Source organism: Actinomadura chokoriensis (assembly GCF_039529475.1).
GTDB lineage: Bacteria > Actinomycetota > Actinomycetes > Streptosporangiales > Streptosporangiaceae > Spirillospora > Spirillospora bangladeshensis.
Genome location: NZ_BAAAMW010000004.1, coordinates 419,413 through 442,105, shown reverse-complemented (window position 1 = coordinate 442,105; position 22,693 = coordinate 419,413). Strand labels below are relative to the sequence as shown.

The window sequence follows — 22,693 nt, the reverse complement described above, 5'->3', positions numbered from 1 at the left end:
CGGAATCATCCCATGGAGGTCAGGCGCTGGTGCTCTCCACCGCCACCTTCATCTCGGCGCTCTGCGAGTTGCGCCGGACGAACGGCCACCCGACCACGATGAGCGCGACCCACGCGGCCATGACGTACAGCGCGACCCGCGTATCGGCCCCCCACGCGATCGTCACCGTGACGAATACGAAGAACGCCAGCACGGCCCAACTGCTGTAGGGCGCCCACGGCATCCGGTAGGGCGACTTGGGCAGCGCACCCGCCGTCGCCCGCCGCCGGTAGATCATGTGCGCGACGAGGATCACCGTCCACACCAGGAGCGCGCCCCCAGTCGAGACCGACGTGATGTACTCGAACGCCTTGTCCGGCACGATCGCATTGATGACGACCCCGATCCCCATGACGAGCGCCGAGATGACGACCGTCAGCACGGGGACCCCACGTCCGTTCAAGCGCGAGAGCACCTTCGGCCCGTCACCGTTGACGCCGGCCGTCCTGAGCATCCTGGACGTCGAGTACAGCCCGCCCGCGTTGCAGGACGACAGCGCCGCCGTCAGCACCACGAAGTTGACGATGTCCCCGCCGCCGGGGATGCCGATCTTGTCGAACGCCAGCACGAACGGGCTGGCCCCGCCCTTGAACGCCGTCCAGGGAACCACCGCCAGGATGACCAGCAGCGACCCGAGGTAGAACAGCGCGAACCGCAGCGGCAGCGCGTTGATCGCCCGCGGGATGTTCTTCTCCGGATCCTTGGCCTCGCTGGCCGTGACCCCCACCAGCTCGACGCCCAGGTAGGCGAACATCACCATCTGCAGCGTCATGATCGTCGCGGAGTACCCCTCGGGGAACACACCCCCGTGATTCCACAAGTTCCCGACGCTCGCCGTGTCTCCGGCATCGCTGAACCCGAAGGCCAGCACCCCGATCCCCACGAGGATCATCATCACGATCGCCGCGATCTTGATCATCGCGAACCAGAACTCCAGCTCGCCGAAGAGCTTCACCGAGATCAGGTTCACCACGAACAGCACCAGCAGCGCCACCAGCGCCGTCTGCCACTGCTCCACGCCCGGCCACCACTTCTCGATGTAGGTGCCGGCCGCGGTGAGCTCCGCCATCCCGGTCGTCACCCAGATGATCCAGTACGTCCAGGTCGTGGCGTATCCCCAGAACGGACCGAGGAACTCCCGGGCATACCCGGCGAACCCGCCCTCCGTCCGCCGGTACGTCAGCAACTCGCCGAGCGCCCGCATGACGAAGAACAACGCCAGCCCCGCGACGGCGTACGTCAGGATCAGGCTCGGCCCCGCCTTGGCGATGTTCTCCCCGGCCCCGAGGAACAGCCCGGTGCCGATCGTCCCCCCGATCGCCAGCATCTGGATCTGCCGCGTACCGAGCCCTCTCTGGTAGTCCTCGGCGCTCTGGTCTGGGAGCTTTGCGACCACGCCGACCTCCCTTCTCCGGCCGTCCTGGCTACAGACGGCGCCACCCTCCGGTCACGCACGGTTGCGCAACCCGGACAGACTAGGACCCCAGGCCGCAAACTCGCGCCACCCGCCAGCAATCCGTACTCACCCGGTACCTCTCCGTTACCGCTCTATCCCCCACCGCCTCCCCCGTTAACGAGTTGGCGCCGCCCTCAGCCATCGCGTATGCTCTCGGACGTGCCAAACGCCGGGGGGTCACCACCGGCCGACACACCCCTCCGAAGCCGCTAAGCTCGGAGCAGCAAGGTCCTGTGGAGCAGTTAGGAGTGCTCGCCACCCTGTCAAGGTGGAGGCCGCGGGTTCAAATCCCGTCAGGACCGCCAGGCGCACCAAGCGTCCTGGGCAGGTAGCTCAGTCGGTACGAGCGTCCGCCTGAAAAGCGGAAGGTCGGCGGTTCGACCCCGCCCCTGCCCACTCCCTTGACCAGCCAAAAGGCCCGGAACCTGATCAGGTTCCGGGCCTTTTGACAGCAACAGTGACAGCAACGGCCTCAGCCGAGCGCATCCCCCAGCTTCCGAAGCGCCGCCCGCTTCTCGTCGACGGCCGCGTGAGCGTAGATCGTCATGGTCACCTCGATGTCGCTGTGACCGACGATGTCCCGGACGATGTGAGGCGGAACGCCGAGGTCTAGGAGCAGCGTGACGCAGGTGTGCCGCATGTCATGGAAGCGGACGCCGTCGAGCCCGGCCGCCGCGCGGATACGGCCCCAGCTACGGCGAAGGTTGTCCGGCTCCATAGGCGTGCCGAGGCGGGACGGGAAGACGAGCCCGTGATCCTGCCAGTCCGGCCAGGCGTCGGCCCGTTCGGCGTTCTGCTTCACCCTGTGCTCGCATAACGCGGTGATGCACAGATCCGGGAGCGGGACCGTGCGTTTGGAGTCGGCAGTCTTGGGCGGGACGAACCGCAGCGCTCCCCCGACCCGTTGCAGCGTCTGGACGACTTCGAGCGTGGCCGACTCGACACCGGACTCGGCGCACCGGCCGCACGGGTCACCGTCGAGGGTGCCACCCTCACCGCCGCAGGCCCGGCAGCCAACGAGCCGCACGTCTTCCCAGCGCAGCCCGAGCAGTTCGCCGCGCCGCAGGCCAAGGCAGAGCGCCAGGACATAGAGCGCGTAGAGCCGTTCGGGCTGAGCCGCCTTGAGGACGTCCCGCACCTGGTCGACCGTGAGCCCCCGGTTGACCCCGTACTTGGGCGTGGAGACGGTGACGAGCTTGGGGACATAGCCGATGACCTGCGGCAACAGATCCGGGAAGGGCGCCTGGTCGCCGACGGCCCGGCTCCGTGAGGAGTACGCGGTGTCAGCCGGAGTCGTGAAGGCCGCCATCAGCGTGTTGCGGACCGAAGGCGTCGTGATCGTCCAGCAGGGCAAGGGCGTGTTCGTGCGCGACCAGCCCGACGCCCGACCGTCCACCGCGGCCCCGCCGGCGACCGGCGAGGACGACGTGACGATGAAGCAGCTCACGGAAGTACTCGCCGCCGTCCGTGATCTGGGAGAGCGCGTCGCCCGGATCGAGCGGACCGTCTTTCCAGCGCCTCCGCAAGCTGGTCAGCCCGGCGAGTGAGCTCGTCCAGCTCCGCAAGAACCAACTCCAGCAGTTCCCGCGGAGTCCGCCCCTGCTCGCCACTGCCCGCCACCGGTGATCGCCTCCCGCCTTGACCTTTTCTCTCGTTCGGCACACCGATATTTCAGTGCAGGAGACGACACCTCTAGCCCATCACTAATGCATCATCGGGTTCTTTCACGTCCGTTTATACTCAGAGCGCCTGCTGATCTCGCTCGGCGTCGACCAGCACGACCGCCACACCGACCTCTACCGCGCCGAGGTACGTCCCCACGAGTACCGGTGCCTGATGAACACCGCCTACGGCAACATCGACTGCGGCGTGTCGATCATCCTCGCCGCGCCGTTCATCACCGAGCTCAGCAACCCGAGCTGGCTCCCACGCCTCACCCACCGATGCCAGGCCAAGGGCGTGGACGTGACGTCCAACGTCTTCAAGGGCGCCCGCTACGCGGCCGCAGCCGGCTGGTTCGGGCCGGGCATGCGGCCTCTGCGGGCCGCCCGGCCCGAACCAGTCGACCGCCCAGCAGCGCAGCACGCAAAAAGCCTGAAGAGATCACATGACTCCGTCTCGTTTCAGCGCTGCACGAATCTCCCGGCCATGTCCGGCGCGTCGAGTCCGAGCCGCTACGTGGTCGACTTGGTCGAGCCTCAACCGTTTACTGACCAGCACGATTTCAGCTGTTTTGGCCGCTGCCCTATCCGGTTCCGGACAGGATAGGTCCATGGGGTATTGGGGCACGTATATAGTCGCGCGCAGCAGCCGCCCGATTATGGAACTCGACGCGCTGCGGGCGTCGGCGGACCGGCTGGCCTGGCGCGGCGTAGCCTCGGACGGCTGGCAGGTGGCGCAGATCCACCGTGGCCCGGAGGGGTGGGAGTCGACGTCGTTGCCCGCTGAGTGGGAGGACCTGCTCGTCGCGGTGATGGAGCAGACCAGGCATCCCGTGCTCGCCGCTGTGGTGATGGATAGCGACGGCGCCCAGTTGATCGGCTTCAGCCCGAAGGCGGGCCGGTGGGGCGGCTGGCTTGAACTGGACAGCATCATCGGGCACATCGTCCCCGGGGCGTGGCCGTACTTCTATGAGGACGAGAACGGCGAGATGCAGCCCGATGAGGGCGAGGACTACCAACGCCGACGCCGCGCGGCCGAACAGCAGATGCATGCGGTGGGACCGCCCGCTCCCCTCGCGGCGCCACTGGCCGTGCAGTGGGCGACCGAGGCCGGGTTCACGTCAAGCATCGCCGCTGTGCAGGCCGTTCTGGACGGTCGAGAGGTCTTCGTCGAGGACCTCTTCTTCCGACTCCTTGAGACGCTGGGCCTGCCCGAGTTCGCAGACGCCGAGTCCTGACCACCAGCGCCTACAGGCCGACGAGGACACCGGTTGAACGTGCCCGAAGCAGTGGCTTCGCAGCCCCCGGTCCCCCGAGCACCGGGGCACTCGTTCGCGCGAGACGGTCTGTCACACCTTGCTCGCCGTTCGCGCGAACGAGCACCCCGGACCGGTTGAGGTCGGCGCGGGTGCTAACGGCAGCGCTGACAGCAACCTCGGATGATCTCGGACGGGTATGGACGCTCGGGGGGGCAGTCGCACTGGTCAGAGGGCAAGTGTGGACATGCCTGGACGGGGCTGATCTTGCTGCGGATCAGAAGGCAACGGACGCCCGACCGGCTGACAGTCGGGGCTTGCTCACCGATGATGGGAGCGTGGTCCGGCGGGAGCAGTACGAACGGCTAGAGCGTCATCTTCGGTCAGACGGTCGCGAGCGTATTGACATGACGTTCGCTGAGGTGTCGACGCTGATCGGTGCGGCGTTGCCCAGGAGCGCCCATAATCACCCGGCTTGGTGGGGTACAGACCCGAAGCACACTCAAGCGGTCTGGCTGGACGCCGGCTACCAGGCACGCCCAAACCTAACCACGCAACGCGTGACCTTCATCAAGACCACCCGAGGCTGACAGCAACAGCGGCAACCGTCCCAACCACGAGCGCACGCCGACAGCCGTCCAACCTCGGACGACGCTGCCCCAGCGGGGAGGGTGCTATAGCTGAAAAGCGAGGTCGGCGGTTCGCCCCCGCCTCTGCCCACATCTTTGACCAGCCAAAAAGCCCGAAACCATAATCGGTTCCGGGCCTTTGACGGCAACCCTGACGGCAACGGCCACGTTCAACGGCTCCCACCCACGTAAGATCACCACCCATGGCACGCCCATGCCGGTCCGCAGTGCTCGCCACACTGATGATCTTCTTTCTCATCTGTGTGAGCATCGCGGTGTGGCACCTCGCCGCCAACGGCCAAGCCGCGGAGCGCCGAGAACAGGTACGAGCTCGCGCGACGCTGGTCACCTATCTCGACCTGGTTCGCCGCCGCAATTGGACGAAGGCTTGCGCCATGCAGGACGAGGACTCCGGGCTGGATGATGCTAACTGCAAGAAGTTCCTGTCCAGCGGTTCACGTCTTGTGATCTTCGACGTTGGCCGCGTTCTGAGGACCGGGTCGGGTATCGACGGCACCTTTATCACGTTCGTGGTTTCACTCACTTACGCTGACGGAAGCCATGAGCAGATCGAAATGCAGGTCAGCCCGAAGGTCAGCGGCTACCCGGACACCGTCCTCGACGGCCCGTCCGTCCACACCCGCAAACGCCCCTACGACGGGTGAACCCCGCCAAACTACAGCAGTGAACGCCGTCCGAACAGGCAAGAAGCTCCGGGCGACCTTCAGCCCGGAGCTTCTGAACCCAACCTCTTAGCCGAGCGCATCCCCCAGCTTGCGGAGCGCCGAGCGCTTGTCGTCGAGGGACGTGTGAGCGTAGATCGTCATGGTCACCTCGATGTCGCTGTGTCCGACGATGTCGCGGACGGCGTTCGGCGCGATGCCCAGGTGGAGCAGCAGGGAGACGCAGGTGTGCCGCATGTCATGGAAGCGCATCGACTCCAGGCCGGCGAGGGCACGGACACGCCCCCAGCGACGGCGAAGGTTGTCCGGTTCCATGGGCGTACCGGGCCGGGACGGGAAGACGAGGCCGTAGTCGTCCCAGGCGTCCCAGGCGTCCGACCGTTCGGCCACCTGCTTTACCTTGTGCTCGCACAGAGCCGTGATGCAGACAGGAGGCAGCGGGATGGTCCGCTCGGAGTCGTCGGTCTTGGGACGGACGAACCGCAGCGCTCCGCCGACCCGTCGGAGCGTTTGCGCAACTCGAGCATGGCGTTCTCGACTCCGCTATCGGCGCAGGTCTAGCACTCAGCGCCGTCCACCTCACCACGCTCACCGTCACAGGCCCGACAGCTGACGGGGGTGACAGACTCCCAGCGCAGGCCGAGGCAGAGGGCTAGAACGTGCAGAGTGTCGTTCGTCCTTCCGCTGGTAGGTCGTCCCTTCGCGGACAACGCTTAGGCACACGGGGCGACGGCATACACAGCAAGACCACTGACCACATCTGCCACGTCGGGTATGGACGGTGCCACGGCTGGGTTCGTTGGCGCGATGCTCAGGTGGAGCAGCGGGGAGATATGGGTGTGCCGCACGTCATGGAAGCGCGCCGACTCCAGGTCGGGGACGGTGCGCGGAAACGGCGCCAGCTACAGCGAAGGCCATCCGACTCCGTGGGCGTACCGCGCCGGGACAGGCGGACGAGGTCGTAGTCCTCCTCCATCCCAGGCATCCGCCATCTGTCCACCTTTTCGTGGACACCTTCGCATCCGCTGCCCTGAGCCGACTCAGCGGCCGTCTGTCGGTGACTGGCCGCTCCCTGACCTCGGGGCTCATGTCTGCTCGGTGCCCGCTGCCGCAGCGGTCGGCCAGATGCCGAAGGCGATGTGGTCGTAGAAGGAGTACGTCGCTATGTCGTCCTCGATGGAGAGGGTGAGCGCCATCGTTCCCCGATCCCAGATCTCTCTCTTCCATCCGATGGTGATGTCACCGACCGAGCGGGTGGGCGGTCCGATTCGGTGCTCGATAAGCGCGCGCACGCGGTGGTACTCGGCTTCGAACTCCGCAGGACCGGCGTCTGGGTACCGGATCCACTCGGCCGAGTAGTCCTCCTGCAGATCGTCTTCGTCGTCTTCGTCATCGTCGGGCTCTTCGGTGTTGAGCGGCGGCCACAGGAGCGCGAAAGGGAAGGCCACGAAGGAGTGACGGTCCACCTCGCCGGCCTCGTCGTCCGGTGGGGGCGTGCCCAGGTCCAGTCGCCATCCGGCGCCATCCGAGTCGTCGGCTAGAGGCCCGGAATCAATAGGTAGGTCCAATTGGGGCCAGATTTCACCGCCCGCCTGCCAGGGCACTCGGGCGGTGCCCGCGTCGTCGGCCTGTATCCATCCGCGGTCCACGAACAGACGCTCGACGGCCTCCCTGGTCCAGGGGCCGGTCGCGAGCGAGATCATGGCATCGACCCACGCGCCGTCCACCGGTAGCAGCTTCATACTCATGTTGGGACCCTACGGTTCACCTCGGACACCGGCTCTTGGGATGCGATGTGTCCAACTGGGGCGCCTCGTGTCTTCTGTGCAAGGCCACCGCGGTGGGGCTTCGGGGCTCGCCTACTGCTTCCCAGCGAGGAGCGTCGAGTTCCGGCACTGAATCCGTCGCATTGCAGCGCCGTTCTTCGCCCGAGCGGGACGGTCGTGTTGAAGGTGGCCGAAGGGTGCATTGGAGGCGATCAGGGACCTGGTTGCGGGTTAGGATCTCCGGCATGAACGGTGATGTCGGGTACATGTGTTCCTGCTGCGGAGAGCGGCATGACGAATTGCCCATGCACTATGGGTCTGACGCGCCTGCGTACTGGTCCGATGCTGTTGCGACGCAGCCTGACAGCGAACTCACCTCCGATCAGTGCGTGATCCAAGGGGAGCACCTGTTCGTCAAGGGGCTCATCGAGATTCCCGTCGTCGGAGGGGACGTCTTCTCATGGGCTGTGTGGGTGTCGCTCAGCCCGCAGAATTTCGCTCGTATGAGTGAGTTGTGGGAAACCCCTGACCGGGAGCAGGAGCCGCCCTATTTCGGGTGGCTGGCGAGCGAGTTGTTCCTTTACGAGCGTCCTACGCTGAACCTCAAGACGAACGTGCACACCCGTCCTGTGGGAGAGCGCCCGTTCGTTGAACTCGAACCGACTGACCACCCTCTCGCGGTCGAGCAGAGGACGGGGATCACCCGGGAGCGCGTGCAATGGTTCGCGGAGCAGATTCTGCATCCGGAACCTCAGCGATGAACCCATCATTCCGGTGGACGGGATCCTCGGGGTCGGCGGCCAGGGTTCCGTCGCTGCCGGCGAAGGCGGGCGGCTGTCGCTTGGAGTCGTTTGTCTTGAGGTGACAGACCGTCGCGCTCTCCTGACTCGGTGGAGCGCCTGTGCGACTTCCAGCCGCCTCGTCGTGCGGAGGCGCGGCACCCGGTACGCGGCCCTGTCCAGGCCCGACGTGCCGGATAGGGGGCCCGTTTCACGGCTTCGGGCATCGGATTCCGGCCTTGAACCCTTCTCTCTAATCTACCCACGGCGTGACAGTTGTGTATTGGAAGAACCTCGCGGCCATTACCTCTCCTTTGTGAGATTCTCAAATTTGACTTTTGAGTGAGATTTCCTGCCTCTGGCCCTCCAGCAGGGCATCTGCCAGGGCAGGCGCCACGGGGGCGAGATTTCTCATCGGGTCTTGACAGACGATCTTGGTCGGGTGATGATCAACTTACCCAATCCCCCCGAAGGGAGCTCGAAATGCGAATGGCGGCTAACCGTGTCATGGCCATGGCGGCCGCGGTGATTACGGCGACCATGGCCCCTGTTGCGTTCGCCATTCCAAGCGCAGCGGCGAGCGAGCAGGGCGTCCAGGCTTCCTGCTCGGACTGGACTCCGCACATTCGCCGGGTCATCGTCGGCTCGGCGAAGGTGCACACCAGCTACTCGGGGTCTTCCTCGGTGATTGCCACCTGGAAGTCCGGCACGCTCTTCCGGATCGACAAGCGGTGCGTGAACAACGCCGGCAACCTGTGGTGGCACTCGGACTGCTGCACCGGCGTCAAAGGCTGGATCTGGAACGACTACACAGAGTTCGCCCACTACAACTAACACATACTCATTCAGCAATCTGCGGCTGTGGGTCACAGCCGCAGATCGCCCGGTAGACCTAGAACGATGAGCGGCGAACTCAGTCCCACGGGGAGCCGGAGTCTGCACTCGATATTTCTTTTAAGAAATCGCAGATATCGGCAGTGGTAATCATTCTATTCAGGGGTAACTGCGGACGCGTGCCACCCCGTGCTCGCATGATTCTCGCAAGCCAGGCATACGACCGTCCTCAGTGGGCGGTTGAGGCGCCTGCGAGGAAGAGGGTGATCGCGTCCTTGATGAGGCCCTCGCCCTGGGACGTGGTGATCCGTCGAGATGCGATGAGTGACGCGGTGCCCTGCACGGTCGCGGACAGCACCAAGGTCAATCGGTCTACATCGCTCGCGTCGTAAACGCCTGCTTCGACACCCGCGCTCATGATGTCGGCCATCGCGGCGAACAGGCGTTCCGCGGCGGTTCGGACGGCCTCGGAAGGGGCGTCCACCTTGGCTGCGAACATCAGGTCCAGCAGCGCCGGCTCTTTGACGGCGAACCTCACGTACGCGGAGCCCGCCGCCTGGAGGGCGTGTGCGTGGTCGGGCGCGTGCGCGGCTGCTTGGTGTATTTCGTCGGCCAGGCGGACGAAGCCCCGTTCAGCCAAGGCGTCCAGGAGTGCGTTGCGGTCGATGAAGTGCTTGCGGGGCGCCCCGTGGCTGACGCCCGCCTCCCGTGCCAGTTCCCGGAGGGACAGCCCGTCGAGTCCGCGCTCGCGAAGCACCGCCTCCGCCTGATCGAGCAGCACGGCACGCAGGTTGCCATGGTGGAACGGCCGGTCGGGCATCTCGCCATCGTATCTCGAAGTAGGCGTTGACTACTTTGTAGGCGGTGTCTACTCTGACACCGGGCGTCCCGCGCGTGTGGATGCGGTGGCATGGCCCGGCGATCGTGGGAAGAGGTCCGGAGATGACCGAGCAGAACGTCGCATTGTGGCTGCCCAAGCGGGGCGGACGGTTCGAGGTGGGGCCCGCCCCGTACACGTCCCCGGCGGCCGGCGAGGTCGTGGTCCGCGTGCGGGCGGTCGCCGTGAATCCCATCGACGGCATCCCGGGCCTGCTGTATCGCGCGGTCCTGCCGTGGCTGACGTTCCCGGCCGTCATCGGCTCGGACGTCGCCGGCGAGATCGTCGAGGTCGGCGCGGACGTGACCCGGCTGCGGCCGGGGGACCGCGTCCTCGGGCACGCGTTCGGCGTCGAGAAGTCGCAGAACCGCGCGGCGGAGGGCGCCTTCCAGCGCTACGTCGTGCTGATGGAGCACATGGTCTCCGCCATCCCCGACTCGCTGCCCTTCGAGCAGGCGGCCGTGCTGCCGCTGACGCTCTCGACCGCCGCGACCGGCCTGTTCCAGCAGGACCACCTCGGGCTTGCGCTGCCCGCCGCCGATCCCGTTGAGCGGACGGAGACCGTGCTGGTGTGGGGTGGTTCGCCGAGCGTCGGGAGCAACGCGATCCAGCTCGCCCGCAACGCCGGCTACCGGGTCGTGGCCACATCGTCTCCGCACAACTTCGACTACCTCCGCTCGCTGGGCGCGGTCGAGGCGGTCGACCGCCGCAGCCGCAGCGCCGTCAAGGAGATCGTGGACCGGATCGGCGGCAGCCCTCTCGCCGGCACGCTCGCGATCGGGGCCGGGTCGCTCGCGGCGGCGGTCAAGATCGCGTCCCGTACGTCCGGCGGCAAGCGCGTCACCTCGGCCCAGCCCGAAAGGGTCACGCGCCTGCGGGGGCCGCGCGCACGGCGGCCCGGCGTACGGGTGAGCGGGATCTGGGGCGGCACGCTCAAGGACAACGAGGTCGGACCGGCCATCTACGCCGATTTCCTCCCGACCGCTCTCGCCACGGGCGCCTACCGGGCCGCGCCGGACGCGGTCGTCGTCGGCCACGGGCTCGATCGCATCCCGGACGCACTCCGGCAACTTCGGGACGGGGTCTCCGCCAAGAAGCTCGTCGTCACCGTCTGACCGGAGCGGCACCCGTCCGATCGGGAATCATTCGCCCAAGGTACTTGTTCGGCTAACTGTTCAGTGAGTCGAGCAAGAAATGAGGACGGCGGCATGACTGCTTCCATCGAAGGCCAAGCCCGCGTGAACCCGTTCGAGAGCATGGAGGTCGGGTTCGGAACGCTCAAGAACCGGGTCGTGATGGCGCCGATGACGCGCAGCCGCGCGTACGGGCCGGACGAGAGTCCCACCCGGCTGATGGCCGAGTACTACGCGCAGCGGGCCGGTGCGGGGCTGATCGTCACCGAGGGCGTCCAGCCCAGCCGGATCGGCCAGGGCTACCCCGATACGCCCGGTCTCCACAGTGCCGCCCAGGTCGAGGCGTGGCGCCGGGTGACCGGTGCCGTGCACGGCGCCGGCGGGAAGATCGTCGCGCAACTGATGCACACGGGGCGGATTGGTCATCCGGACAACTATTCTTCGCCTGCCGTGCCGGTCGGTCCGTCGGTGGTCCGTGCCGAAGGCCAGATCTTCACCGCCGGCGGGCTGCGGGACTTCGTCGAGCCGGTGCCGCTCACCGGCGAGCAGATCTGGGAGACGGTCGCGGACTTCGCCTCGGCCGCCCGCAACGCGATCGCGGCCGGCTTCGACGGTGTCGAACTGCACGGCGCCAACGGCTACCTGCTCCACCAGTTCCTCTCCACCAACGCCAACCGGCGCGAGGACGAGTGGGGAGGGCCGGCGGAGAACCGGATCCGCCTGACGCTGGAAGCCGTCCGCGCGGTGGCCGGGGAGATCGGCGCCGGTCGCACCGCGCTGCGGATCTCCCCGGCGAACCCGCTGAACGACATCGAGGAGCGCGATCACGCCGAGACGTACGTCCAGCTCGTCGACGAGCTGGACGGCCTCGGCCTGGCCTACCTGCACGTGCTGGAGTCCACGGATCCCGGGCTGACGTCCGTCCTGCGGGCGCGGTGGTCCGGCGTGTTCATGGTGAACCCGGCCACTCCCGGGTCGCGGACCGGGCCGGAACACCTCTCGCTCATCGAGGAGGGTGCCGCCGACCTGGTCTCCTTCGGCCGCCTCTTCATGGCCAACCCCGATCTGCCGCACCGGCTGGAGACGGGCGCGCCCCTTCGCGAACCGGACCTGAGCAGGGCCTACGGCGGCGACGCCGCGGGCTACACCGACTACCCCTCCCTGCGGCCCGCGCCGACGGCCGGGGCCTCCTCCTGACAAGGGACACTGCTATGAACACCACCGCACGCACTGACCACGGCACCGGACGGGTCGTCGTCATCACCGGCGCGGCCGGAGGAGTCGGGTCCGCTCTCGTCGGCCGATTCCTGCGCAACGGCGATCGGGTGATCGCCGCGGACCTGTCCGCCGCCGCACTCGGCAGGCTCCGCGCGGATCTTGGCGGCGCGGACGAGTCGCTCGTGACCGTCGCGGGCAGCATCGCCGACGAGGAGCACGTCCAGGCGATCGCCGACGCCGCTCGCCGGTCGGGAGGCGTCGACGTGCTCCTCAACGTCGCCGGATTCTTCCCGTTCGACATGTTCGAGGACACCAGCCCCGACCGCTGGCGCACGGTGATCGACATCAATCTGACCGGCTATTTCCTGGTGACTCATGCCTTGCTGCCCCTGATGAGAGGCCGCGGCTGGGGCCGGATCGTCAACGTCGGGTCGGCGTCGATGTTCCCCGGCGTCCCCGGGCAGGTCCACTACGTCACGGCGAAGGCCGGACTCGTCGGGTTCACCCGCAGCCTCGCACGCGAGGTCGGTGCGGACGGCATCACCGTCAACCTGCTGACCCCCGGCCTGACACTCACCGGGCCCGTGCTGGAGAACTTCCCGCCGGAGCTCATCGCGTCCCAGCGCGAGGGCCGCGCCCTCAAGCGGGACCAGCACGCCGGCGACCTCGTCGGGCCGATCTTCTTCCTGGCGTCCCCGGACGCCGACTTCGTGACCGGCCAGACGCTGAACGTCGACGGCGGCATGTTCATGAACTGACCTCGGCGGGCCGTGCTCCGGCGCGGAGCACGGCCCGGCGGAACGACGGCTGGCTGGTGGTGGGGTCCGCGAAGGGTGCGCCGCGCGACCCGGCCTGGACGGTCGACCTGCGCGCTCACCCCGACACAGAGATCGAGGCCGCGATCGACGGCGATATCGCCACCGTTCCGGTGCGCGCCGTCGAACTGGCCGGCCAGGAGCGCGAGGCCGCGTTCGCGCGGTTCGTCGAGATGACGCCCGTTTTCGCGTCCTACCAGGCCAGGGCGCCGCGGCCGCTGCCGGTGATCCGCTTCGTGCGCCGCGGGCCCGGAAGCCGAGCCGTGTCGCGGACCGGGCCCGCCGTCAGGCCGGCGGGTCCGGATCCCGCTGTTCGGCGGCGGTCAGGTTGCCTTCCAGGACGTGCAGCGCGTGCAGCACCCGGTCCCGCTCGGCGGCGTCCATCTCGCCGACGGTGAGCGACTCCAGCTCGGCCCAGATCCGCTCCACGCTCTGCTTCAGCGCGAGGCTGGCACGGGTGGCCTCGATGATCGTCACCCGCTTGTCGGTGGGGCTGGGGGTGCGCCGGACGAACCCGGCCGCCTCCAGCCGGCGGACCGACCGTGCCACCGAGGGCGCGTCGGTTTCCAGGGTCCGGACGAGGTCGACCTGCCGCTGCGGTCCGCGATCCCACAGCTGGATCATCAGCAGCTCTTGGCCGGGATAGAGGCCGACGTCGCGGAGCAGCCGGCCCGCGAACGCCTTGTGCAGCCGCGCGACGCGGAAGATCGAATGGCTGATGGGACCGAGGCCGGCGACCGAGCCCTCCGACGGCCCGTCCGCCGCACCCGCTGTCTCCGCCACGGTCTCGAGATTACCGAGGCCGATCGCCGGCCAGGCCCTCGGAGGTCGGGCCGCCACCGGTCAGGCTCGCGCCCGGGAAGCAGCGGCCCACGCTCCACCTCCGTGCAAACGCAATGCGGGCTGGCGGGTGGAGCCGTGCCTAACGATGTCGCCAGGCTCGGGTACCGTCGCGCCATGATCGAAGGTCTTGTGGCGCGGGTGGAATCCGGCGATGACGACGCCGTCGAGGAACTGGCCGACATCGCGGCGGCCGACCCTGACGCGCTGGCCCCGTACCACCTGCGGCTGATGAACGCCGGTGCGTTCTGGCGGGAGTCCGCCCTGTACCGGGGCGCGGACGAAGAGTTCCAGCGTGCGGTGGTGGCCCGGATCGAGTCGGGCGGCTCCGAATGGCCGGGCAGGCTGGCGTACGTGCTGGCGCAGACACGCGGCCATGTCGCGGAGGAGGCATTCCGCCGCTGGACGGAGTCACCGCCGACGGCGCCCGACTTCGACCCCTACCAGCGAGGTGTGGCGGCATTGATTCGCGATGGCGGCTGGGAACTGTCGGCGGACGGTGTCCGTGAACTCTGCGGCGCCAGCGCCTATCGCCTCGTCCCGGAGCAGGGCGGCGACGACCGCACCGGAGACACCTGCCCCTGGTGCGGAAGCCCATTGTGGGCCGCGCTGGACCTCGACACCGCCGACCCCAGAGTTGCCGACGCACTGGCGCACACTCATTGGCAGGGCAGGCTGCGCATTGCCACCTGCCACCTATGTTCCTGCTACGGCACCACTTACTGCGAGGTCACCGACGACGGGGGCGCGACGTGGTCTGCGCATAACGAACGTCCGGAGTATCTGCCCGGCGGAGGGGCCGAGGAGCCGCCGCGGATCAGGTTCACGCCCGGCGAGCGGCGGCCCACGCCCCACCTTGCCAGCGCCTGGGATCGGGAGGGGTCCACCCTCGGCGGATGCCCCGACTGGATCCAGGACCCCGCCTACACCGACTGCCCGAAGTGCGGAATGGCAATGGATTACGTCGGCCTGGTCGGTGGGGCAGACCTGTTCGACTACGGCGAAGGCGCCTATTACCTGTTCGTGCACACGCAATGCGGGCTCGCGGCAGTGGAGTACCAGCAGAGCTGAACACGAGATGTGAGACGCCTGCAGCGCACAACGAGAGAAGCGTCCGGCGAACGAACGCTCAGGGGCGTACCCAGTGGTGGTAGTCGTGCAGATTGACGTTGCCGCCGCAGATGATGGTGACCACGTGGCGGTCCGCGAAGCGGTCACGGTCTTCCAGGACGGCGGCGACGCCGAGGGCCGCTGAGGGTTCGGCGACCACGCCCGCGTGCTCCCAGAGCATCCGCATGCCCGCGATGATGGACGATTCCTGGACCAGGACGGCGTCGTCGGCGACCTGGAGGAGGTCGTCCAGGACGGCGGCAATGGGATGCCGTCCGGCGACACCGTCGGCGATGGTGTCGGTGGAGTCGGTGGTGACGACATGGCGCTGATGCCAGGAGCGCGTCATCGCGGGTGCGCCGTGGGGTTGGACGCAGATGACCTCGGTTCCGGGTGCCAGCGTCTTGAGGACGTGGCCCACGCCGGTGGCCATGGCGCCGCCTCCCAACGCGATCAGGACGGCGTCGACGGAGTCCGCCCGTTCCGCCAGTTCCAGGCCGATGGTCGCGGCACCCTCGCAGGTCTCGATGTCCGAGCTGTCCTCGACCAGCCGGACGCCCCGCTGCCGCGCGATGGCCGCCGCCCGTTCCCGCGCCATGTCGAAGTCGCCGTCAACCAGCTCCAACTCGGCTCCCAGGGCGCGGATCCGGTCGAGCTTCGCGGCGGGTGCCCGGTCTGAGGCCACGACCGTCACCTCCATGCCGCGGCGGTGGCCCGACCATGCCAGTGCCCAGCCGAGGTTGCCGGCACTGGCGCACACGACCGCCTTGCGGCCCTGGTCTTCGAGTCCGCTCGCGACCAGCTCGGTCCCCCGCCCCTTGAAGCTGCGGACCGGGTTGGCAGTCTCGAGTTTGATGCTCACCGCGCAGCCCAGCGCGCGTCCCAGGGGGTCGCATCGGTACAGCGGAGTGTCCAGGAACACCGGGTCGATCACGCGGCGGGCGGTACGGATCCGGTCGAGATCAAGGCGCGTCTTGAGCACGGGGTGAAAACGTATCCCATGGGAACCCGAATGCGCACCGCCTAGGCTGGGCTCATGTCGGACGGCGGGAGTCGGCCCGCGCGGGTCGAGGACGTGCATGAACTCGCGCTCGCCATGCCGCACGTCACCATCTACCCCGGCACCGAAGAACGGCCGGTCTACCAGGTGGGCGGAAAGTCGTTCGTCTTCTTCCGGACGCCGCGCCCCGACGCGGTCGATCCGGAGACCTGGGAACGGTACCCCGACGTGATCGTCTTCTGGGTCGCGTCCGAAGACGATAAACAGGCCCTCGTGCAGGACGGGACGTCGCCGTTCTTCACCACGGCGCATTTCAACGGCCATCTGTCCGTGCTCCTGCGGGCGAGCCGCATCGGCGAGCTCAGCCGCGGGGAATTGGCGGAGATCGTCCAGGACGCATGGCTGTCGCGCGCGTCGGCCCGCCGAGCCGCCGATTGGCTCTCCCGCCACGGGCCGGGCAAGTAGCCTTGGGCGGTGTTCTCGGCTCAAGGTCCCTCCCTGCGTGAACTGGCGGTTCAGGCGCTGTCGTCGGTCGAGCACGGTTATGACCTGCTCGCTCCGAAGTTCGACCACACGCCGTTCCGGACGCCTGACGGCATTCTCGACGCGACCGCGGGCGCGCTGCGTTCGCTCGGGCCCTTCAAAGACGGGCTCGACGTCTGCTGCGGTACCGGGGCGGGCATGCGAGTCCTGAAACCGCTCTGCGAAGGACGGAACACGGGCGTCGACTTCAGCGCCGGAATGCTCGCGCAAGCGCGTAAGGCGCACCCCGACGCCGAGTGGGTGCGCGGCGACGTCCGAGCCCTCACTTTCGACGACGAGTTCGACCTCGCCGTCACTTTCGGAGCGCTCGGGCATGTGCTGCCCGCCGAACGGCCCGCAGTATTCGCGGGAGTGCACCGCGCGCTGCGGCCCGGCGGGCTGTTCGCCTTCCCGATCGGCGCGCCGCCGTCCCCCGCCTCGGGCTGGTACTGGGCCCTGCTCGGGTTCGACCTGGCCATGCGGGTCAGGAACGCCCTGTGGCGTCCCCCGTTCGTCATGTACTACCGCACCTGCCCGCTGGGCGCGGTCCGGCGCGATCTGGCCGCAGCCGGGTTCGCGGTGACGACAGCGCCGTTGGCAGACCTGGGACGGCGCGAGGACGGCGGCCCGCGATACCGGCTCGTCCTCGCACGCAAGCCCGGCACCCCCGGCCACGAGGCGCGGCCCGGCGAGTAGAGGCCGGGCCGCAGGCGGACGGACGAATCCGTCAGGCGCATGCCTCCAAGACCGTGTCGGCCACCGCGTCGGGCTGCGAAACGGCGATGGCATGGGAGGCGCCCGGGATCTCGCGGGTGCCGCGCGACCCGGCGCGGTCGGCCATGAAGTGCATCAGGGCCGCCGGGATGTTCCGGTCGTCGGAGCCGAGGATGAACCAGGACGGCTTCTCGCGCCACGCCGGCTCGTCCACCGTGAGGGGCCCGGTCAGGGCGCGTTCGGTCACCGGGCGCTGGGTCGCCGCCATCAGCGCGGCCTCGTCGGCGCCGACGTCGGCGCAGAACTGGGCGTGGAACTTGTCCGAGGCGATCCGGAGGTCGTTGCCGCCCTCGGTGAGCGGGTAGGACTCCAGCGCCGCGCCGAGCGTGCTGCCCTCGAACTTCTCCGACAGCTGGAACGCGGTCTCGTCCCGGTCGGGCGCGAAGCCCGCGATGTAGACCAGGGACTGGACGGCCGGGTTCCCCGAAGCCGCCTCGGTGATGACCATCCCGCCGTAGGAGTGGGCGGCCAGCACGACCGGGCGGTTCAGGCCGGCGATCACGTCGCGGACGTAGGCGGCGTCGCCGGGGACGCCGCGCAGCGGGTTGCCGGCGGCGACGGCGTCGTGGCCGCGGTCGTTCAGGCGCCGGATGACGCGGTTCCAGCTGGCCGACTCGGCGAAGGCGCCGTGGACCAGGACGATGACGGGTCGGTCGTTGCTCATGTGTTCGCCTTTCCGAGCGCGGTCTTGAGGACGTCGATCGCCTGGGCGACGGCGCCCCGGGCGGCGCGGGTCTCGGTCACGTTGTTGAGCATCATGAAGTCGTGCAGGATGCCGTTGTAGCGGACGCTGGTGGTGGGGACGCCGGCCTCGGTGAGGCGGCGCGCGTAGGCCTCGCCCTCGTCGCGCAGCACGTCGTTCTCGTCGACGATCAGGAAGGCGGGCGGGAGTCCGCGCAGGTCGTCGAGGGTGGCGCGCAGCGGGGAGGCGGTGATCTCGGTCCGCTGGACGGGGTCCATGGTGTAGGCGTCCCAGAACCAGGCCATGGCCTTCGCGGTCAGGTACGGGCCGTCGGCGAACTCCCGGTAGCTGCCGGTGTCCTGCCCCGCGTCGGTCACCGGGTAGTACATCGACTGGTGGACGAACCGGACATCGCCCCGCCGCTTGGCCATGATCGCCAGCGCGGCGGTCATGTTGCCGCCGACGGAGTCGCCGGCGACCGCCATGCGGGAGGCGTCGAGCCCCTCCCCGGCGCCGTGCTCGCTGATCCACCGGGCGGTGCCGTACGCCTGCTCGATCGCGACCGGGTAGTGGGCCTCGGGCGACCGGTCGTACTCGACGAACGCGACCGCGGCGCCCGTCCCGGCGGCCAGTTCGCGGACGAGCCGGTCGTGGGTGCCCGCGTTGCCCAGCACCCAGCCGCCGCCGTGGACGTACAGGACGACCGGCAGCATCCCGGACGCCCCGGCGGGCTTGACGATCCGCACCCGCACGTCGCCGGCCTCGGACGGGACGGTGATCCACGCGTCGTCCACGTCCGGCATCGGCACCGGCGCGGACTGCAGGTCGTCCAGGACCTTGCGGGCCCCCTCGGGGCCGAGCTCGTAGATGAACGGCGGCCTGGACGTCGCCTCGGCGAACTCCTGGGCGGCCGGCTCCAGGATGTGGTTGCTCATGCTCCCCCTCGCCTCCTCCGTGATTGAGCCGTTACCGACAACGGTCGCCGGACGGAGGGTCGCGGGGCACCAGGGTCGTGCACGGGCCTTGTCCCTAGCCGGTCCCTAGCCGGCCACGGGGCGGACACGGGGGGGGCGCCGGCCCCCGGGGTCAGGCCCTGCCGGTGGTGGAGGTGCGCTGGAGCTGCCTGCGCGAGGTGATGCCGAGCTTGCCGAACGTCTTGCGGAGGTGCCATTCGACGGTGCGCGGGCTGATGAACAGCCGCGCCCCGATCTCGGGGTTGGTCAGGCCCTCCCGGACGAGCCGGACGATCTGCGCCTCCTGCGGCGTCAGCTCGCTGACGGTCTCGGCGGCGCGCCGGCGGACGTGCTCGCCGGTGGCCTGCAGCTCGTCGGCGGCCCGTCCGGCGAACGCCGCCATGCCCATCGCGGTGAACGACTCGTGGGCGCCGCGCAGCTCCTCCCGGGCGGCCCGCCGGCGCTGCCGGCGCCGCAGCCATTCCCCGTACAGCAGGCGGGCGCGGGCGAGTTCGCCGGGGACGCCGGCGCGGCCGAGCCGGTCGATCGCCTCGCGGTAGTGGTCCTCGGCGGCGGTGCCCTCGCTCAGCAGGGCCCGCGCGCGGGCGTGGACGCCGAGCGCCCAGTCGGTGCCGGCCGGCAGGGCGGCCTCGCCGAGCCGGCGGAGGGCGACGGCGGCCTCGGCGGACCGGCCGCCGCGGGTCGCCGCCTCGATGTACTCGGCCAGGGCCCAGGGCCCGGTGCCCACGTCGGCCGGACGGTCCTCGGCGGCGTCCGGCACCGCGTCCAGCGCCTCCGCGTAGCGGCCGCGGCTGTTGCACAGCAGGGCCTTCGCCCAGGCGCCGACGGTCGGCCCGTTGCCCTCGCCCCGGCGCCGCGCCTCCGCCGCGACGGTCCGCAGCAGCCCGGTGAGCTCGGCATCGCGGCCCTGCCAGGCGGCGACCAGCAGGCCGCCGTAGGGCGGGACGGGGATCCCGATCGCCTCCGACACCGTCGCGACCTCCTCGACCAGCGACGCGGCGCCGGCCAGGTCGCCCGCGAACACGTCCACGGCGATCTGCTGGGTCAGCGCGAGGGGGAGCGCGGCGGTCTGGCCGGACTCGCGCGCAAGGCGGACGTGCCGGGACGCGAGCACGCTCCAGGCGCCGTGGTCCCACAGGGTCGAGGCGGTCACGCCGGCCAGCCAGAGCCAGCGCAGGCCGTCCTCCTCGGTGAGGTCCGGGCCGCGGAACACCTCCAGCGCGGGCCGCAGGACCGGCAGCCCGGCGGCGAGGCCCTCGCCGATCCGCAGCGCCAGGCCGTCCAGGAGGAGGTCGGCGGGGCGCGGCGGGCCGGGCGGCCGGGGCGCGGAGCGGGCGGCCGCGGCCGTCTCGGCCTGCCCGGCGCCGTCGGCCAGCGGGCCCGCGAACAGCGCCGCGCTGATCGCCTCCAGGTAGGTGTCGCGCGCCAGCCGGACGTCGTGCGGGGTGAGCCGGCGGGCCGCCGTGAGCAGCAGGCCGGGCGCGTCGCGGCCCCGGTCGACGGCGAAGGCGATCTCGGCGCGGAGCAGGTCGACCTCGCCGCGCGGCCGCGCGTCGAGCGGGGCGGCCTCGGCGACCGACAGCAGCCGCAGCGCACCGTCGGGCGCGCCCGCCCGGTGCGCCGCCCACGCGGCGGCCAGCGCCCGCTCCTGCCGCCGGACGGGGTCGGGCGTCAGCTCCACCGCCCGGGCGAGGAAGGCGGCCGCCGCCGCCAGCCCGCCGCGGGCCCGCGCCCGTCCGGCGGAGCGCTCGAGTTCGGCCGCGACGTCCTCGTCCGGTGCCGGGGCGCCCTGCGCCGCGTGCCAGGCGCGGCGGTCCGGGTCGGCCCGCGCGTCGGTGACCTCGGCGAGGACGCGGTGGACGCCGCGCCGGTCCTCGGGCGGCGCGGCCCAGTAGACGGCGGACCGGACGAGCGGGTGGTGGAACCGCACCCGGTCCCCGATCTCGATCAGCCCGGCCGCCTCGGCGGGCGTCGCGGCCTCGATGTCGATGCCGAGCCGGTCGGCGGCCCGCCACAGCAGCACCGGCTCGCCGCCGGGTTCGGCCGCCGCGGCGAGCAGCAGCCGCCGGGTGGCGGGCGGGAGCCCGGCGACGCGGCGCTCGTAGACCTCCTGGATGCGGCCGGCGAGGCCCGCGGCGGTCGGCACCCCGAACCCGCCCGCCAGCTCGGCCGGCGTGGACTCCTTCGGCAGCTCCAGCAGGGCGAGGGGGTTGCCGCGCGCCTCGGCGACGACCCGGTCGAGGACCCGCGGGTCCCAGGGGCCGCTGACGACGGACCGCAGCAGCGCCCGCGCCTCCGCGTCGGGCAGCCCGCCGACGGCCATCTCCGGCAGCCCGGTCAGCTCGTGCGCCTCGTCCGGTTCCCGGGCGGCGAAGGCGATCGCGACCGACTCGGCCAGCAGCCGCCGGGCGGCGAACGCGAGGGCCTGCACCGAGGCCCGGTCGAGCCACTGCGCGTCGTCCACCACGCAGGCGAGGGGCTGCTCGCGGGCGGCGTCGGCGAGCAGGCCGAGGATCGCGAGGCCGACGAGGAACCGGTCGGGCGCCCGCCCGGCGCTCTGCCCGAGCGCGGCGCGCAGCGCGTCGCGCTGCGGGGCGGGCAGGCGCTGGAAGCGGTCCGCCATCGGCGCGCACAGCTGGTGCAGGCCGGCGAAGGCGAGCTCCATCTCCGACTGCACGCCGGTGATGCGCACGATCCGGAACCCGGGCGCCCGGTCGACCAGGTACTCCAGCAGCGCGGTCTTGCCCGCGCCGGCCTCGCCGCGGAGCACCAGTGCCCGGCTCTCCCCGCTCCGGACGGCCTCCAGCAGCCCGTCGATCTCGGCGCATTCACCGCGTCGGCCTCGCAACACGAATTCCCACCGCCACTCGGTCAGCCGGCCGCGGGCACCCGCCACGTGTGCCCGCCCGCACCCATCCATCTTTCTCGAACCACGCGGGCCGACCCGCCCGCAATACCCGGTCATGGCGACTTTGTGGGAATACGGTGACCTGTACCGACCGTCCGGCATCGGCCGTCCCGGCCACCGTGCCCGGCATCCGGCGGTGCGCCGGTTAGGTTCCATGCATGGCGATGCTGGTCGGAGCACGGGTCTCGTTGCGGACGGTCGCGGCCGAGGACGAGGACGCCTTCGTCAGGTCGGCCAGGCAGAGCGCGGGCCTGCACCGGCATCTGATCTACGCGCCCACGAGCGCCGCCGAGTTCGGCGAGTACCTGGCGCGCTTCGACGGCGTCCGGGCCGTCGGCTTCGTGGTGGTGCTGAACGGCACCGGGGAGCTGGCCGGGCTGGTGAACATCAACGGCATCGTGGACGGGCGGCGCGCCGGCGGGCCGCGCGCCTGGCTCGGGTTCGGCGGGTTCGCGGCGACGTCCGGGCACGGGTACGTGGGCGAGGGCGTGCGGCTGGCGGTGCGGTACGCGTTCGGGGAACTGGGGCTCCGCCGGCTGGACGCCGACGTCCAGCCGGGGAACGCGGCGTCCCGGAAGGTCGTCGAGCGGGCGGGGTTCCGGCCGGCCGGAGCCGCGCCGAAGAGCATCCGCATCGAGGGAGAGTGGCGCGAGCACGAGACGTGGGTACTGCTGGCCGGAGACGGCCTCCGGAAGGACGTTTAGCGATCTTGAGATAAGTACATATCAGCCCAGAAT

Annotated in this window: 25 protein-coding genes and 2 tRNA genes; 17 read left to right on the top strand and 10 right to left on the bottom strand. The window is 69.9% G+C overall.

Features of this window, described 5'->3' with window-relative positions:
* Nucleotides 1-19: 19 nt before the first annotated feature.
* Nucleotides 20-1,435, bottom strand: coding sequence for an amino acid permease (locus ABFX46_RS12750; RefSeq protein ID WP_346042064.1), 1,416 nt, complete (start codon nucleotides 1,433-1,435; stop codon nucleotides 20-22).
* Nucleotides 1,436-1,722: 287 nt separating this feature from the next.
* Between ABFX46_RS12750 and ABFX46_RS12745 the strand changes: the two genes are divergently transcribed.
* Together ABFX46_RS12745 and ABFX46_RS12740 are read left to right on the top strand one after the other, a co-directional pair.
* Nucleotides 1,723-1,800 (top strand) — tRNA-Asp (locus tag ABFX46_RS12745).
* 17 nt (nucleotides 1,801-1,817) lie between these two features.
* Nucleotides 1,818-1,891 (top strand) — tRNA-Phe (locus tag ABFX46_RS12740).
* Nucleotides 1,892-1,967: 76 nt separating this feature from the next.
* On the opposite strand, the gene ABFX46_RS12735 is transcribed toward ABFX46_RS12740, so the two are convergent.
* Nucleotides 1,968-2,804 carry a site-specific integrase gene (locus tag ABFX46_RS12735; RefSeq protein ID WP_346042062.1) on the bottom strand — a complete coding sequence of 279 codons (837 nt, stop codon included), beginning with the start codon at nucleotides 2,802-2,804 and terminating at the stop codon, nucleotides 1,968-1,970.
* Here ABFX46_RS12735 and ABFX46_RS12730 point away from each other — a divergent pair.
* The 5 genes from ABFX46_RS12730 (at nucleotide 2,791) to ABFX46_RS12710 (ending at nucleotide 5,706) form a co-directional block, all read left to right on the top strand.
* Complete coding sequence (locus ABFX46_RS12730; RefSeq protein WP_346042061.1) at nucleotides 2,791-3,042, top strand: hypothetical protein; 252 nt, start codon at nucleotides 2,791-2,793, stop codon at nucleotides 3,040-3,042. The two genes, ABFX46_RS12735 and ABFX46_RS12730, sit on opposite strands and share 14 nt — an antisense overlap.
* 289 nt (nucleotides 3,043-3,331) lie before the next feature.
* Nucleotides 3,332-3,763 carry a hypothetical protein gene (locus ABFX46_RS12725; RefSeq protein ID WP_346042060.1) on the top strand — a complete coding sequence of 144 codons (432 nt, stop codon included), beginning with the start codon at nucleotides 3,332-3,334 and terminating at the stop codon, nucleotides 3,761-3,763.
* Nucleotides 3,764-3,815: 52 nt separating this feature from the next.
* The gene (locus tag ABFX46_RS12720; RefSeq protein WP_346042058.1) at nucleotides 3,816-4,394 is read left to right on the top strand and encodes a hypothetical protein; all 579 of its coding nucleotides are present in this window, start codon (nucleotides 3,816-3,818) and stop codon (nucleotides 4,392-4,394) included.
* A 170-nt stretch (nucleotides 4,395-4,564) separates the two neighbouring features.
* Nucleotides 4,565-5,002, top strand: coding sequence for a DUF7662 domain-containing protein (locus tag ABFX46_RS43495; RefSeq protein ID WP_428831242.1), 438 nt, complete (start codon nucleotides 4,565-4,567; stop codon nucleotides 5,000-5,002).
* A 266-nt stretch (nucleotides 5,003-5,268) separates the two neighbouring features.
* Nucleotides 5,269-5,706 carry a hypothetical protein gene (locus ABFX46_RS12710; protein ID WP_346042055.1) on the top strand — a complete coding sequence of 146 codons (438 nt, stop codon included), beginning with the start codon at nucleotides 5,269-5,271 and terminating at the stop codon, nucleotides 5,704-5,706.
* Nucleotides 5,707-5,793: 87 nt separating this feature from the next.
* Here the strand turns inward: ABFX46_RS12710 and ABFX46_RS12705 are convergent, their stop codons facing one another.
* Both ABFX46_RS12705 and ABFX46_RS12700 read right to left on the bottom strand, forming a co-directional pair.
* Nucleotides 5,794-6,138 carry a tyrosine-type recombinase/integrase gene (locus tag ABFX46_RS12705; protein WP_428831249.1) on the bottom strand — a complete coding sequence of 115 codons (345 nt, stop codon included), beginning with the start codon at nucleotides 6,136-6,138 and terminating at the stop codon, nucleotides 5,794-5,796.
* A 671-nt stretch (nucleotides 6,139-6,809) separates the two neighbouring features.
* The gene (locus tag ABFX46_RS12700) at nucleotides 6,810-7,472 is read right to left on the bottom strand and encodes a hypothetical protein (RefSeq protein ID WP_346042054.1); all 663 of its coding nucleotides are present in this window, start codon (nucleotides 7,470-7,472) and stop codon (nucleotides 6,810-6,812) included.
* 263 nt (nucleotides 7,473-7,735) lie between these two features.
* On the opposite strand from ABFX46_RS12700, the gene ABFX46_RS12695 reads away from it, so the two are divergent.
* Both ABFX46_RS12695 and ABFX46_RS12690 read left to right on the top strand, forming a co-directional pair.
* Nucleotides 7,736-8,251 carry a DUF2199 domain-containing protein gene (locus ABFX46_RS12695; protein WP_346042053.1) on the top strand — a complete coding sequence of 172 codons (516 nt, stop codon included), beginning with the start codon at nucleotides 7,736-7,738 and terminating at the stop codon, nucleotides 8,249-8,251.
* Nucleotides 8,252-8,752: 501 nt separating this feature from the next.
* Complete coding sequence (locus tag ABFX46_RS12690; protein ID WP_346042051.1) at nucleotides 8,753-9,103, top strand: hypothetical protein; 351 nt, start codon at nucleotides 8,753-8,755, stop codon at nucleotides 9,101-9,103.
* 229 nt (nucleotides 9,104-9,332) lie between these two features.
* Here ABFX46_RS12690 and ABFX46_RS12685 read toward each other — a convergent pair whose 3' ends face one another.
* Complete coding sequence (locus tag ABFX46_RS12685) at nucleotides 9,333-9,923, bottom strand: TetR/AcrR family transcriptional regulator (RefSeq protein WP_346042050.1); 591 nt, start codon at nucleotides 9,921-9,923, stop codon at nucleotides 9,333-9,335.
* A 122-nt stretch (nucleotides 9,924-10,045) separates the two neighbouring features.
* Here ABFX46_RS12685 and ABFX46_RS12680 point away from each other — a divergent pair, with 122 nt between their 5' ends.
* The 4 genes from ABFX46_RS12680 to ABFX46_RS43490 all read left to right on the top strand — a co-directional run bounded on the left by ABFX46_RS12680 (nucleotide 10,046) and on the right by ABFX46_RS43490 (nucleotide 13,544).
* Nucleotides 10,046-11,095, top strand: a complete 1,050-nt coding sequence (locus tag ABFX46_RS12680; RefSeq protein ID WP_346042048.1) for a zinc-binding alcohol dehydrogenase family protein — start codon at nucleotides 10,046-10,048, stop codon at nucleotides 11,093-11,095.
* Nucleotides 11,096-11,188: 93 nt separating this feature from the next.
* Complete coding sequence (locus ABFX46_RS12675) at nucleotides 11,189-12,310, top strand: alkene reductase (RefSeq protein ID WP_346042047.1); 1,122 nt, start codon at nucleotides 11,189-11,191, stop codon at nucleotides 12,308-12,310.
* Between the two features lie 14 nt (nucleotides 12,311-12,324).
* Complete coding sequence (locus tag ABFX46_RS12670; RefSeq protein ID WP_346042045.1) at nucleotides 12,325-13,089, top strand: SDR family NAD(P)-dependent oxidoreductase; 765 nt, start codon at nucleotides 12,325-12,327, stop codon at nucleotides 13,087-13,089.
* The gene (locus tag ABFX46_RS43490; RefSeq protein ID WP_428831248.1) at nucleotides 13,086-13,544 is read left to right on the top strand and encodes a nitroreductase/quinone reductase family protein; all 459 of its coding nucleotides are present in this window, start codon (nucleotides 13,086-13,088) and stop codon (nucleotides 13,542-13,544) included. Before ABFX46_RS12670 ends, ABFX46_RS43490 begins: the two co-directional genes overlap by 4 nt.
* Here ABFX46_RS43490 and ABFX46_RS12665 read toward each other — a convergent pair.
* Nucleotides 13,432-13,929, bottom strand: coding sequence for a MarR family winged helix-turn-helix transcriptional regulator (locus tag ABFX46_RS12665; protein ID WP_346042044.1), 498 nt, complete (start codon nucleotides 13,927-13,929; stop codon nucleotides 13,432-13,434). The genes ABFX46_RS43490 and ABFX46_RS12665 overlap by 113 nt on opposite strands.
* A 174-nt stretch (nucleotides 13,930-14,103) precedes the next feature.
* On the opposite strand from ABFX46_RS12665, the gene ABFX46_RS12660 reads away from it, so the two are divergent.
* Complete coding sequence (locus ABFX46_RS12660; RefSeq protein ID WP_346042042.1) at nucleotides 14,104-15,057, top strand: hypothetical protein; 954 nt, start codon at nucleotides 14,104-14,106, stop codon at nucleotides 15,055-15,057.
* A 58-nt stretch (nucleotides 15,058-15,115) separates the two neighbouring features.
* Here the strand turns inward: ABFX46_RS12660 and ABFX46_RS12655 are convergent, their stop codons facing one another.
* Nucleotides 15,116-16,078 (bottom strand): threonine ammonia-lyase, encoded by a 963-nt coding sequence (locus ABFX46_RS12655; RefSeq protein ID WP_346042041.1) that lies wholly within the window; start codon nucleotides 16,076-16,078, stop codon nucleotides 15,116-15,118.
* Between the two features lie 54 nt (nucleotides 16,079-16,132).
* Between ABFX46_RS12655 and ABFX46_RS12650 the strand changes: the two genes are divergently transcribed.
* Both ABFX46_RS12650 and ABFX46_RS12645 read left to right on the top strand, forming a co-directional pair.
* Nucleotides 16,133-16,561, top strand: coding sequence for an MmcQ/YjbR family DNA-binding protein (locus ABFX46_RS12650; RefSeq protein WP_346042039.1), 429 nt, complete (start codon nucleotides 16,133-16,135; stop codon nucleotides 16,559-16,561).
* Nucleotides 16,562-16,570: 9 nt separating this feature from the next.
* Nucleotides 16,571-17,314, top strand: a complete 744-nt coding sequence (locus ABFX46_RS12645; RefSeq protein WP_346042038.1) for a class I SAM-dependent methyltransferase — start codon at nucleotides 16,571-16,573, stop codon at nucleotides 17,312-17,314.
* Between the two features lie 31 nt (nucleotides 17,315-17,345).
* On the opposite strand, the gene ABFX46_RS12640 is transcribed toward ABFX46_RS12645, so the two are convergent.
* The 3 genes from ABFX46_RS12640 to ABFX46_RS12630 form a co-directional block, all read right to left on the bottom strand.
* Nucleotides 17,346-18,056: an alpha/beta fold hydrolase gene (locus ABFX46_RS12640; RefSeq protein ID WP_346042037.1), complete on the bottom strand. Its 711-nt coding sequence runs from the start codon at nucleotides 18,054-18,056 to the stop codon at nucleotides 17,346-17,348.
* Nucleotides 18,053-19,009, bottom strand: a complete 957-nt coding sequence (locus ABFX46_RS12635; protein ID WP_346042035.1) for an alpha/beta hydrolase — start codon at nucleotides 19,007-19,009, stop codon at nucleotides 18,053-18,055. Before ABFX46_RS12635 ends, ABFX46_RS12640 begins: the two co-directional genes overlap by 4 nt.
* Before the next feature lie 151 nt (nucleotides 19,010-19,160).
* Complete coding sequence (locus tag ABFX46_RS12630) at nucleotides 19,161-21,896, bottom strand: helix-turn-helix transcriptional regulator (RefSeq protein ID WP_346042034.1); 2,736 nt, start codon at nucleotides 21,894-21,896, stop codon at nucleotides 19,161-19,163.
* A 218-nt stretch (nucleotides 21,897-22,114) separates the two neighbouring features.
* Here ABFX46_RS12630 and ABFX46_RS12625 point away from each other — a divergent pair, with 218 nt between their 5' ends.
* Nucleotides 22,115-22,660 carry a GNAT family N-acetyltransferase gene (locus ABFX46_RS12625; RefSeq protein ID WP_346042032.1) on the top strand — a complete coding sequence of 182 codons (546 nt, stop codon included), beginning with the start codon at nucleotides 22,115-22,117 and terminating at the stop codon, nucleotides 22,658-22,660.
* Nucleotides 22,661-22,693: the final 33 nt, after the last annotated feature.